This is a genomic window from Hyphomonas sp. FCG-A18, assembly GCF_045287255.1.
GTDB lineage: Bacteria > Pseudomonadota > Alphaproteobacteria > Caulobacterales > Hyphomonadaceae > Henriciella.
In genome coordinates, this window is record NZ_CP137142.1 from 1,467,689 (window position 1) to 1,479,833 (window position 12,145).

Annotated in this window: 13 protein-coding genes; 5 read left to right on the forward strand and 8 right to left on the reverse strand. The window is 55.8% G+C overall.

Going from position 1 to position 12,145, the window contains the following annotated elements; all coding sequences use genetic code 11:
* Positions 1–223 precede the first annotated feature (223 nt).
* Positions 224–1,879: a gamma-glutamyltransferase family protein gene (locus RYZ27_RS07190; RefSeq protein ID WP_406681772.1), complete on the forward strand. Its 1,656-nt coding sequence runs from the start codon at positions 224–226 to the stop codon at positions 1,877–1,879.
* A 128-nt stretch (positions 1,880–2,007) separates the two neighbouring features.
* Here RYZ27_RS07190 and zapE read toward each other — a convergent pair whose 3' ends face one another.
* Positions 2,008–3,090: a cell division protein ZapE gene (gene zapE, locus RYZ27_RS07195; RefSeq protein ID WP_406681717.1), complete on the reverse strand. Its 1,083-nt coding sequence runs from the start codon at positions 3,088–3,090 to the stop codon at positions 2,008–2,010.
* Between the two features lie 5 nt (positions 3,091–3,095).
* Positions 3,096–3,719 (reverse strand): rhomboid family intramembrane serine protease, encoded by a 624-nt coding sequence (locus tag RYZ27_RS07200; protein ID WP_406681718.1) that lies wholly within the window; start codon positions 3,717–3,719, stop codon positions 3,096–3,098.
* Between the two features lie 112 nt (positions 3,720–3,831).
* Between RYZ27_RS07200 and RYZ27_RS07205 the strand changes: the two genes are divergently transcribed.
* Complete coding sequence (locus tag RYZ27_RS07205; RefSeq protein WP_406681719.1) at positions 3,832–4,758, forward strand: DMT family transporter; 927 nt, start codon at positions 3,832–3,834, stop codon at positions 4,756–4,758.
* Here RYZ27_RS07205 and RYZ27_RS07210 read toward each other — a convergent pair.
* From RYZ27_RS07210 to purE, 3 genes are read right to left on the reverse strand one after another with little or no spacing between them, the layout of a single operon-like run.
* Positions 4,748–5,563, reverse strand: coding sequence for a PhzF family phenazine biosynthesis protein (locus RYZ27_RS07210; protein WP_406681720.1), 816 nt, complete (start codon positions 5,561–5,563; stop codon positions 4,748–4,750). The two genes, RYZ27_RS07205 and RYZ27_RS07210, sit on opposite strands and share 11 nt — an antisense overlap.
* On the reverse strand, positions 5,563–6,633 hold the full coding sequence (locus RYZ27_RS07215; RefSeq protein ID WP_406681721.1) for a 5-(carboxyamino)imidazole ribonucleotide synthase: 1,071 nt from the start codon (positions 6,631–6,633) through the stop codon (positions 5,563–5,565). The genes RYZ27_RS07210 and RYZ27_RS07215 overlap by 1 nt, the downstream gene beginning before the upstream one ends.
* Positions 6,630–7,127, reverse strand: coding sequence for a 5-(carboxyamino)imidazole ribonucleotide mutase (gene purE, locus RYZ27_RS07220; RefSeq protein ID WP_406681722.1), 498 nt, complete (start codon positions 7,125–7,127; stop codon positions 6,630–6,632). Before purE ends, RYZ27_RS07215 begins: the two co-directional genes overlap by 4 nt.
* A 102-nt stretch (positions 7,128–7,229) precedes the next feature.
* Between purE and RYZ27_RS07225 the strand changes: the two genes are divergently transcribed.
* The 3 genes from RYZ27_RS07225 (at position 7,230) to RYZ27_RS07235 (ending at position 9,003) form a co-directional block, all read left to right on the forward strand.
* Positions 7,230–7,910, forward strand: a complete 681-nt coding sequence (locus tag RYZ27_RS07225; protein ID WP_406681723.1) for a GGDEF domain-containing protein — start codon at positions 7,230–7,232, stop codon at positions 7,908–7,910.
* A gap of 104 nt (positions 7,911–8,014) precedes the next feature.
* On the forward strand, positions 8,015–8,182 hold the full coding sequence (locus RYZ27_RS07230) for a YdcH family protein (protein WP_406681724.1): 168 nt from the start codon (positions 8,015–8,017) through the stop codon (positions 8,180–8,182).
* Between the two features lie 53 nt (positions 8,183–8,235).
* A complete protein-coding gene (locus tag RYZ27_RS07235) occupies positions 8,236–9,003 on the forward strand; it encodes an SDR family NAD(P)-dependent oxidoreductase (protein WP_406681725.1) in 768 nt (255 codons plus the stop codon).
* On the opposite strand, the gene def is transcribed toward RYZ27_RS07235, so the two are convergent.
* From def to ychF, 3 genes are all read right to left on the reverse strand, one after another.
* Positions 9,000–9,527, reverse strand: a complete 528-nt coding sequence (gene def, locus RYZ27_RS07240) for a peptide deformylase (protein WP_406681726.1) — start codon at positions 9,525–9,527, stop codon at positions 9,000–9,002. The two genes, RYZ27_RS07235 and def, sit on opposite strands and share 4 nt — an antisense overlap.
* 37 nt (positions 9,528–9,564) lie before the next feature.
* Entirely contained in the window at positions 9,565–10,878 is a 1,314-nt protein-coding gene (locus RYZ27_RS07245) for a DNA recombination protein RmuC (protein WP_406681727.1), read from the reverse strand.
* 63 nt (positions 10,879–10,941) lie between these two features.
* Positions 10,942–12,039: a redox-regulated ATPase YchF gene (ychF, locus tag RYZ27_RS07250; RefSeq protein WP_406681728.1), complete on the reverse strand. Its 1,098-nt coding sequence runs from the start codon at positions 12,037–12,039 to the stop codon at positions 10,942–10,944.
* Positions 12,040–12,145: the final 106 nt, after the last annotated feature.

Sequence of the window (12,145 nt, forward strand, 5' to 3'; positions counted from 1 at the left end):
CGCTGGTATAGCAACGGCTCAAAGCACCGAACCAGCTGCGCCGAAGATATCCAAGCCCGGCCCTGGAGACCGGATGCCATCAGGCCGCGATATTGGCACACGAAGCGCTGTGGTCGCCCCAAATGCCGCCGCGGCGACAGCTCATCCGCTCGCCACGCAAGTTGCACTCGACATCATGAAAGATGGCGGCAGCGCGATGGATGCCGCGATTGCTGCAAATGCAATGCTTGGTCTGGTTGAGCCAACTGGCAATGGCATTGGCGGGGACTTGTTCGCCATTGTCTGGGATCCCGAAACGCAACAGCTCTATGGCTATAATGGCTCTGGCCGCAGCCCAATGGGCGCAACGCTAGCTGATATGCAGGCCGCCGCTGATGAGCATGAGGACGGCGAAGAAATCCCGCCCTTTGGCGCCGCGCCAGTAAGCGTTCCGGGTACAGTGGATGGCTGGTTTGCCTTGCATGAAAAGTTTGGCCGTCTGCCGATGCAGGATAACCTGACCCCAACGATTGAGTATGCCCGCAACGGCGCACCCATTCCGGAAGTCATCGCCTATTATTGGGGGCGCAATGAGACGCGCCTGGCCGAAGCCTATGAAAGCGGCATGCTCGAAGAGTATGCCAACGCCAAAGCGACCTATTTCTCCCCTGCGCCACGCGAAGGCAGCCTGTTCCGTAACCCGGACCTTGCCAACACGCTTGAGGCAATCGCAACCGAAGGCCGGGATGCCTTCTACAAGGGTGAACTGGCGCGGACGATGGACGCCTATATGGAACGTATTGGCGGGTTTATGAGCTATGAAGACCTCGCCGCCCATGAAGGTGAGTGGATTGAGCCGATCTGCGTTACCTATCGCGCTGAAGTCTCCCTCTGCGAACTCGGCCCGAACACGCAAGGCGTCGCGGCGCTGCAAATGCTACAAATGCTGGAGCGGTTCGACCTGCGCGACATGGGTTTTGGCTCGGCTGACAGCCTGATGGCGCAAGTTGAGGCGAAGCGTCTGGCCTTTGCTGATCGCGCAGCAGGATATGCGGACCCAGCGTTTAGCGGAATTGATCCAACAACATTTGTTCGCCCTGGTTACAATGAAGAACGTGGTCGCGCCATTGATATTAGTCAGGCCATGGAGCCTCCTGCACCCGGCTTCGCCAAAGCCGACAAAAAGCTCGAAGACGGTGACACGACCTATCTGACCGTAACCGATAAAGACGGCATGATGGTGTCGCTGATCCAATCGAATTATCGCGGCATGGGGTCTGGCCTTGTGCCGGATGGGCTTGGTTTCATGCTACAAGATCGCGGACAGCTCTTCAGCCTCGACCCAGAGCATCCAAATGTCTTCGAGCCCGGCAAGCGACCTTTCCACACGATTATTCCAGCCTTTGCTTTCAAAGCGGATTTAGGCACGTGCGATCCGTGGATACAGGACTTCTATATCATGAGTGGCGAAATGCCGACCTGGAACAATACAGAGCTTCCAGCCCGTAGCCTCAAGCAATGCGAGTTTAAACCCTGGCTCAGCTTCGGCCTGATGGGGGGCGGAATGCAGCCACAAGGCCACGTTCAGATCATCCTGAACCTTGTCGACTACAATATGGGTCTGCAAGAAGCTGGCGATGCAGCACGCTGGGAACATCGCGGCGGCTGCGAACCAACCGATAATCTAAGCGGCGACGAATGCGAAAGCGATATGGGCGTTATCTGGCTCGAAAGCGGTATTCCAGAAGAAACCCGCGCTGAACTGGAACGCCGTGGCCATACGGTCAAATGCTGCCAGGCCAATGGCGGGGGGTATCAGGCCATCATGCGCGATTTCGAAACCGGGGCGTGGATCGCCGCAACAGAGATGCGCAAGGATGGCAATGCCAGCGGATACTAAGAAAAAGCACACGCATATGGATCCAATGATCGGCTTCGTTCGTAATAGATTTTAGAGACCCTTGTCTCGCCGCGCTTTTTTGGCGTTTCCTCCCTCCCCTTAATACGCTGAGAGAGCGCGGCTACGCCTCAAAGGTCTTCGGGTATGACGTGCTCTTCGGCCATATACTCAACCGAGCGCATTTCATGCAGTCGGCTGACCGTGCGCTGAAATTCAAAGCTGCCATCTCCCATCGTGTATAGCGCTTCAGGGTCTGCCTCCGCCGTTGCCACCAGCTTCACCTTAGCCTCATAAAGGGCATCAATCAGACTGACGAAACGGGTTGCCTCATCGCGCTGGTCACGGGCCATGACCGGAATATCGTCGAGCAGGATGGTGTGGAACGTTGCAGCAATGGTCAGATAATCCTGCGGCCCTAGCGGCCTTTTACACAGCTCCTCGAAGGTGAAACGGGCAACCCCAGCGGCTTCACGCTCAACCTGCAGCTTTCGCCCCTGTACAGTCAGCGTACAACTCTGCGGCTCTGCGCCCAAGGTCAAACGCTCAAACGCCCGGTCCAGCGCATGCTCACCCTCTGCGCCAACATACCAGACCGGAGCCTCCGTCAGACGCTCAAGCCGATAGTCACGCTCCGAGGCCAGCTCGAACACCTCACACTGGTCTTTGAGTAAGCCAATAAACGGCGTGAACAGTTCCCGGTTCAAGCCATTCTTGTACAGCTCATCGGGATGACGATTGGACGTCGCGACCACCGTGACACCGCGTTCAAACAATTCTTCAAACAGACGCGAGAGGATCATCGCATCAGCAATCTGGGTCACCTGAAACTCGTCAAAGCAGAGGAGCTGCACCTCGCTGGCAAACTCTTTGGCTACGGGTGGGATCGGATCACTCACGGACGTGTCCGCCCGCGCTTTGGTCAGACGCCTATGCACACGGCCCATGAATTCATGGAAGTGCACGCGCTTGGACTTTACCGGTGAATGCGCATGGAAGAGGTCCATCAGCATGGATTTCCCACGCCCAACGCCACCCCACATATAAAGGCCGGTAACAGCTTTGGGCTTACTGAAAAACCAGCCGCCTTTGCCGCCTGCCTTCAGGCGCCCGAGAACCGCATCAAGGCGCTTTGCCGCTTCGGTTTGCGCGGGATCAGAGTTAAGCTGCCCTGCCTCAATCCGGGCGGCAAGAGCTTCAGAAACAACGCCCATACCGCTCAGCCCCCACCAAGGCGAGCTGCGACTTGTTCGGAGAAAATCGACAGAGCGTCCGGGCGCACCAACATCGTCGCGATGAGACCGGCAAGCGCTCCGCCAAGATGCGCCTCATGCCCGATGACCTTATTCTCGCGCTGCGCGAGAACAGCGCTCAAAACAATGAAAACGACGCCGAAAACGACAGCAGGCATCGGGATCACAAACAGGATCAAGGTCGCAAACGGAGCGAACAGGCAGACGCTCAAAATAATCCCGGACGTCGCTCCTGATGCCCCAAGCGCGCGATAGTCAGGCTTTCGGCGGTTCTCTAGCAACGACCAGAAACTACCGCCAAGGAGCGCGGCCCCATAGACAATCAGAAAACCACCCGTGCCAAGGACATTCGGATGCTCCAGCAGGCGCCCGAAGCCATACAGGACATACATATTGATCAGCAGGTGAAAGAAGCCCCCATGGAGAAAACCACTCGTGACAATGCGATGCCATTCCCGGCCCTGTAGGATAGGACCAACATGAAACAGGTTCTGCTCCATAAACCGGGGATTGGAAAAGGCGATCATGCTGGCAATCACATTTGCGGCGATAAGCACAAAAGTGGCAGGGCTCTGATAAAAGACTTCCATCTCTTCGCCCTAACCGCAGAGCCTTGAGGGCGCAACGGCCTATCTTACGCTGTGCGCAAGAGTTGACCCTTTGGCAAACAGTATTACCCCGTGCGGAAACGCTGGAGCCGTAATGACAACGCATCGCACACCTGTTGATTGGGCCCTCTTCGCAGCGGTCACTCTGATCTGGGCAAGTGCATATGCCTTCACGCGAATCGCAGTGAGCCAGTCTGATCCCGCATCCGGATTCCCGCCTCAGTTCATTATCCCAGCCCGTCTGACCCTTGGCGGCATCATTTTACTCTGCGTCGCTTTCATCGCTCGTCAGAAATGGCCGGCGTTAAGCGCCTGGAAGAGCTGGCTCGCAATGGCTGTGATGGGCATTGTCGGCACAGCGGCACCTTTCTTTGTTATTACAACAGCACAGAAAACCGTCGATTCGAGCTTGGCAGCCCTTTATGTAGCCGCCTCGCCTTTATTCGTTTCCGTGCTCGCCCACGCCTTATTCCATGATGATCAGATGACGAAAGGCAAAGCGCTTGGCCTTGGGGTTGGATTTATGGGCGTTGCCGTTCTGTTTGGTCCCGAAGCGATCACGGCCTTTGGGTCTACCAGCATGACCGCACAAGCCCTCTGCCTGCTCGGGACGGTTTTCTACGCGATCTCGACGATCACGGCGCGCTATGCGCGAGACATACCGCCTTTTGTCTTTTCAGCGGGTTTTATATCGATTGGAGCGGTGGCAACCTGGCCACTCCTGTTGAGTGTCGAATTCAGCACGCTCACCCCCTCTAACGCAGCAATACTGGGGGTGATTGGCTTGGGGATTGGGCCAACAGCGATGGCCTCTGTGCTCTATATGGTCCTGATCAAACGAACGAGCGCGACCTTCCTGTCTCTGACCGGATACACAATCCCAATCGTCTCGGCGATTATTGGCTATTTCGCCTTCCAAGAGGTTCAGGACTGGAATGCAGCCCTCGCCTTTGCCTTAATCCTGCTTGGCGTCTGGCTCGCCCAGCGCGGCACGAAAACAGCTCAGCCAATTACAGATTAAACGCGCCTTCAATCACCGTGACACAGCGCCCGCGCAGTTTCACGCGATCAGCTCTTTTCTCGACCTCGATATGGGCACCGCGTCCCGGATAGGCTTGATAGCATTGTATCGGGCCCTGTTTGCGCGACGCCATAATCGCCGCGACCATACAGTGCCAACTGCCTGTTGCCGGATCTTCCTCAATCCCGCTGCCGGGGGCAAAGAAGCGACTTGTCACGTCCACACCATCGCCATCGACAGCCAGGCAACCAAAATTACCCCGCTCCCAGCCATCACCTGTCATACCAAGATGAGCCAATGCGCTATGATTAGGGTTTAGTGCTTTCACCTGCGCGGCTGTTTCGAAAATGGCCGCATAGAAAGGACCACCAAGGACTTCCACGGGCCGGGCGCCCAAGGCTTCTACAACCGCCTCATCAATCTCCATCGGAAAAACCTCAGGCGCAGGGAAGTCCATCTCTAGCCGCCCGTCTGGCAGGCGCGAAACATAGAGCTCACCCGATTTGACGGTTTCAAATGTGATCTTATCGCCTTCAAAACCGCCATGTGCCCACAGCCAGTGAGCGGTCGCCAATGTTGCGTGACCACAGAGTGGCACTTCAACCGCCGGGGTGAACCAGCGAAGCTTCCAGCGCGCGGGGCCCTCAGCAGTGATATAGGCGGTTTCTGCGACATTATTCTCAGCCGCAATCGCTTGCAGGACATCATCCGGCAGCCAGGCCTCCAATGGCATGACGCAGGCCTGATTACCCTCGAAGGGTTGGCTCGCGAACGCATCAATCTGTGCAAATGGAATCTGAGCCATTAGGTGAGCCTCCTTACACTATGCCCCATCTTGCGCCCGGGCTTGGCTTCTCGCTTACCATATAGGGTGACGATCTCGCCGGCTGCGAGACGCTGATCCGTAGAAAGGATTTCATCGCCCAGCAGGTTCTCCATGACGACATCATGATAACGCGTCACCAGACCAAGCGGCCAACCTGCGACGGCGCGAATATGCTGTTCAAACTGGCCTGTCGCGCAAGCCTCTGGCGTCCAGTGTCCGGAATTGTGAACACGCGGGGCAAACTCATTCGCGACGACATCCCCGTTCTCCAGAACAAAAAATTCCAGTGCAAGAACGCCGATATAATCGAGCGCTTCAGCAAGGGCCTTTGCTGCCCTCTTTGTCTCCTGCGAGGTGCTCTCTGTCACCTCTGCGGGTACCGTTGAGGTCCTCAAAATCCCATTCACGTGGCCATTCTCTGGAATATCCCAGACCCGCGTTTCACCATCCGCGCCACGCGCGATCAGGACAGAAACTTCCTTTTCAAACGGGATGAAAGCTTCAAGAATTGCTGGCGCATACGCCAAGGCATGATGGGCTTCCTCAAAGTCATCACCTGCTACAAGCCGCACCTGCCCTTTACCATCATAGCCATCACGCCGTGTCTTCAGGATGCCTTTGCCACCAAACTGATTGAGAGGCGTCTCAATTTCGGATGCTGCACCAATCCCGGCAAAATCAGCTGTTGGGATACCACATTGTTTCAGAAAGGTTTTTTCGATGACGCGATCCTGCGCCATTTCCAGAGGCTTCGCCCCCGGACGGACCAGGACACCTGCATCAATCAGCGCCTGCGCCGTCGCAACCGGCACATTCTCAAACTCATAGGTCACCACATCACAGGCTTTGCCCCATGCGATAACCGCGTCGAGATCAGTGTAATCCGCGCGAACCTCTAAAGCGACAACACGGCTGGCCGGACTATCAGGCTCGGGCCCATAAACGGACACATCAAACCCAAGCCGCGCCGCAGCTTCGGCCAGCATTCGACCCAATTGCCCATTTCCAAGTATGCCGATTGTTGCCCCGACAGGTAAAGGCGCGATCAAACCGGTTTCTCCCCCACAGCCGCTGTCTGCTTGGCCCGGAAAGCGTCGAGCTTTTCAGCCACAGTCTGATCCTCAAGCGCGACAATAGATGCGGCTAGAATACCCGCATTGGCGGCACCGGCCTCCCCAATCGCTAATGTACCAACTGGCACCCCTTTAGGCATCTGCGCAATCGAAAGCAGGCTATCGAAGCCATTCAAAGCGCGCGATTGAACCGGGACACCCAGCACTGGCAGGGGTGTCATCGCTGCGGCCATGCCCGGAAGGTGCGCAGCGCCACCCGCTCCGGCAATGATCACGCTCAACCCGCGATCCTTCGCGCTATTGGCATACTCAACCAGTCTTTGCGGCGTACGATGCGCCGAGACAATGCGTGTCTCATAGGCAACGCCCATTTCGTCAAGCATGTCACAGGCCTTTTGCATCACGGGCCAGTCTGACTGGCTACCCATGATGACACCGACTTTTGGTGGACGGGAATCTGTCTGCTCCATGAAGAGCCCCCATGCAAAGCGCGCACAATAGGAATCCGCGCGCCATCGTCAACCACCTGATAGACCTGTCCAAACGTGTGCACTCACGCTAGGCTGATCTTGATGACTGAGATCACCGCGCCTTCCGATACAACTCGCCTCGCGCTGTTGCGCGCATTGGGCATCGAGATGGATACCCTGCCACGTGACCTGGCGGCGACCATGGAAGCATTGGCCGGGGAAATTCTCAGCCTGCGGGCCGAGCGGGATGAGCTTCTGTCACAGCTCAAGAATGCTGAAGCACTCGCCGACCGGGACACGCTTTGCCCTCTATTCAATCGCCGAGCTTTTACCCGCGAGTTAAGCCGGGAAATTGCGCTGTCAGAACGTTATGGGACGCCTTTAAGCCTGATCTATATCGACCTTGATCGGTTTAAACTGGTCAATGATCGCTTCGGCCATGCCACCGGGGACCGGGTTTTACTGCACGTTGCACAGATCATTCTGGAAAATGTGCGCCAGACCGACATTCCTGGGCGTTTGGGCGGCGATGAATTTGCGCTCCTCCTGCCCCATGCAGAATATGCTGATGCGCGCCGCAAAGCGATTGATCTCGAACAAGCGCTGAGCGGCCTTGTCGTGCGCGATAGTGCAGACAAAACGATTGAACCTGTTCATGTCGGTGCTTCTTGCGGGACTGTCGCGTGGCGCCGGGGCTTAAGCGCAGAAGGCCTGATCGATCAGGCGGATGAGCGCATGTTCATTGCGAAAACACGGCGTAAGGGAAACGCCGCAAGAGGCTAAACGTCGCAAAATATGAGTCGAAATACACGTGACAGGCGTATCTCCTCGTGATTTACTGTGGCTATAAAGTCACAGATTTTCAAAGCCAAGAGAAGGAGAAGCCTATGTCCCTGAACCGTCGGATTGAAGAGTTGAACCGCCGTCACTCCCAACTGGATGAGAAAATCAACGAAGAACAGAAGCGACCGTCAGCCGACGTGACGGTGTTGAAAGACCTTAAAAGGCAAAAACTTCGCCTCAAAGAAGAAATAGGAATGCTGCGCGCAAGTTGACGCGCCCCTCTTTTTCCTGTCTGCGCATTAAGACTGCGTAGACAGGAGCTGTCATGGAAAAACCCGTCAGCCTGATCATTGGCCTTGGCCAGACTGTTGGCGAAGCTGTGGCCCGACGCTTTCTTGATGCGGGTCACACAGTTCTCGCCGTCGACCCTGATGAGAAACAGCTCTCTGAGTTGGAAAAGCTCTTAGGCGATAAAGTCGATCTACATCATGGCGATGTTCACACAAAAATCGGGTTGAAGAACGCGTTGGCTTTGTGCCTGGAAAGCTATGGCCGGATCGACAATGTCGTTGCTGTACCGACGCTTCCAGAGCCAGATAACCTGTTTGATCTCGACACCAAGGGCTTCGAGAACAAGCTGACGACCGTCATCCGTGCCAGCGTGAATGCGCTGCGCATTTTCTCAGATCAGATGATCGAGCAGATTCAAGACCCCGAGAATGCTGCAGACCGTACACGGCAAGCAGGAACGTTTACATTTGTCCTGTCTCTGGGCGCTGTTGCGTCCCAGCCGGGCTGGTTCAGCGAAGGGGTGACCCAGAAAGCCATTCTTGGCGTGGTAAAGTCGGCGTCAGTCGAGCTGGCACCGGAACATGTGCGTGTGAATGCTGTTGTCGCCTTGCGCCCACGCGCAGAGGGTCGCGAACCCTGGTTGAAACTACGCACCCCTATTGGGCGACCAGCCAGCGCGGAAGAAATTGCCGAAACGGCGCTATTCCTGTCAAACCCGGCATCCAACATCATTACAGGCGAAGCCATCACTCTGGATGGCGGACGCGTTCAATTGTCAGGTCTGTTGGAGAGCGAAGACTAAGCCGCGCTTTTCGCACGTAAACGCTTGGCTTTCTTGACTTTATCAACCGCTCTCTGCCGCTTCAGACGTGACAAGTGGTCGATGAAAAGTGTGCCCTCAAGGTGATCCATTTCATGCTGGATGCAGACAGCAAACAGGCCTTCTGCAACCTCTTCGACCTCTTTGCCGTCATAGTCGAGATAGCGGATACGGCATTCCGTCGGACGCTCAACTTCATCGAAGACATCCGGCACTGAAAGACAGCCCTCTTCATAAGGCGCTGTATCTTCCGTCAGAGGCAGGATTTCAGGGTTCACGAAATACCGGGGTTGTGGCTCCTCACCTTCCCCAGCCAGATCCATCACGATCACACGCAAGGGCACACCAACCTGAATTGCAGCGAGGCCGATGCCCGGCGCGTCATACATGGTTTCCAGCATGTCATCCATCAAAGCGCGGATATCATCGGTCACGCCGCCTTCAACAGGTTTGGACACCTCTTTAAGACGCGGATCAGGAACGGTCAGAATTTCTCGAATAGCCATGCGTGTCAGGTATGCAGCGAATGGGCCAAGGTCAATATCAGGACGCTTTATCAATCAGCTCTAGCTGCGCTGTCCCATTCGTATCGGCGCTGGATTCGATGCGTTTAGGCTCCGGAATCGTCTTGTCTGGCGGGGCAATGGAAAGGTCTTCCAGCTTCCGCATGGTCGGTAAAACACGCTTATCCAGAGACGAACTCATCTTGTTATAGTTGTCGACAGCGCCATTAAGCGACTTACCCAGTCTTTGGATATGTTCAGCCATAACCGCGATACGGCTATACAACTCCTCGCCGAGCTTAGCCGCTTCACGCGCATTCTCGGTCATCTTTTCCTGCCGCCAGACATAGGAGACCGTCTTGGCGAGGCCGATCAACGTAGATGGCGTTGTGACAATCACACCTTTTGAATAAGCCTTCTCCAGAAGGTCCGGCGAGTATTCCAGCGCTGCGGCAAAGAAATTCTCACCCGGAATGAACATCGCAACAAAGTCCACGCGCTCCTCAAGATTGTCCTGATAGCGTTTGGACGCGAGCCCCTCGATATGGCGACGGACGCTTTCGGCATGGGCTTTAAGGTGAACGGCGCGTTGGGTTGGATCGCCTTCACTCGCCGCTTCCATATAGGCGCTCAGAGAGACCTTGGAGTCGACAACGATCTCGCGACCACCCGGCAAATGGATAATCGCATCCGGGCGCTGGCGCCCTTCCTCTGTCTCATCGCTGACTTGCTCGTTGAAATCGCAATGCGCTGATAACCCCGCCTGCTCCATGACATTGCGCAAGGTCATCTCGCCCCAGCGGCCACCACCTTTCGGTGCGGTCAGAGCATTCACAAGCTTTCCAGTCTCCGCGGTATTGCGGTGCAGGCTTTCGCCAATCGCCTTGACCTGTTCCTGAATGACCGATTTATCTTCGGCGCGAACTTTTTCGATGGCTTCAACGCGTTTCTTGAAAGCGTCAAAGTTTTCCCCGATCGGTTGCATGAGCTGCTTCAGCTCGCCCTTGCTGCCTTCCCGGTGTTTCTTGAAGGTCTCATCGGCAAGCTGCATGAACTGCGCTTGGGTCTTCTGCATGACCCCTTGGGCAATCTCAGCAAACTGTTCGCGCTCACGCGCCGTTTGTCCCCGCAATTCGGCCAATTCAACTTTTGCATCTTCAACAAGTGCTCGCTGGTCTTCGAGCTTCTCGGTGACCAGCGCAAGGTCAGCCTCAGCCTCTTGCCGGGCCTGCTTTTCCTGATTGCGGCGGTCATTGAGCAGGAAAGCTGTGATCCCGAGCGCCAGCGCAAGGCCCACAGAGATAATGTGGATCAGGTCGAGGCCTGTCTGACCGATTTGGATGATGGGTTCCATATAAAATCCTATACCCGATTCGGGATAGAACATATACGGAACTATGTCGAGATTTAGTCCGTTTTAGACATTGAAGCGGAACAGCATGACATCGCCGTCCTGAACGACATAATCCTTACCCTCCGCGCGCATCTTGCCTGCCTCTTTGGCACCTGCCTCACCGCCACTGGCAACATAGTCCTCAAAGGCGATGGTTTCAGCGCGGATGAAGCCTTTTTCAAAGTCGCCATGAATGACGCCCGCAGCCTGTGGCGCGGTATAGCCTTTGCGAATGGTCCAGGCGCGCGACTCTTTTGGACCAGCGGTGAAATAGGTCTGCAGGCCCAGCAAATCATAGCCCGCATGGATGAGGCGATTCAGGCCCGGCTCTTCCAGTCCCAGTGTTTCGAGGAAGTCAGCCTGCTCCTCATCATCAAGCTGTGAAATTTCCGCCTCGATCTGGGCTGAGATCACGACCGCTTGCGAGCCTTCCTCGGCAGCATAATCAAGGACGCGCTGTGAATGCTCATTGCCCTCAGCAGCACTTCCCTCATCAACATTGGCAACATAGAGAACAGGCTTGGCTGTCAGAAGCTGCAGCATGTTCCAGGCTTTGCGTTCTTCATCATCGACATCCGCGCGACGGGCCGGACGCCCCTCATCAAGCTCGGCAAGCGCCTTATCAATGAGCGCAACCTGTGCCTTGGCTTCCTTATCGCCGGAATTGGCTTTCTTGACCCAGTTCACCTTACGCTTCTCAAGGCTTTCAAGGTCAGCCAGCATAAGCTCGGTCTCGACGACAGCGAGATCAGCGATCGGATCCACTTTCCCGGAGACGTGCGTGATGTCGTCATCTTCAAAGCAGCGCAGTACATAAATAACCGCATCGGTCTCGCGGATATTGGCGAGGAACTGGTTGCCGAGGCCCTCTCCTTTTGAGGCACCCTCAACCAGACCCGCAATATCTACAAAGTTCATACGCGCCGGAATAATCTCCTTGGAGCCTGCGATCTCCGCTAATGCGTTCAAACGCGGCTCAGGCACGGCAACCTCACCGACATTCGGCTCAATCGTACAGAAGGGATAGTTCGCGGCTTGCGCAGCCGCCGTTTGCGTCAACGCATTAAAAAGCGTCGACTTTCCGACATTAGGAAGACCGACAATCCCGCACTGGAAGCCCATGACTTGCTCCGTTTCATTCACAAACAGCGCCGCTTAGCGCTTTTTTGAAGGAAGAAACACCCGCTTTTCGCGCCTTGTCCTGAAATCCTCTGGCCAGCAAGAGGAG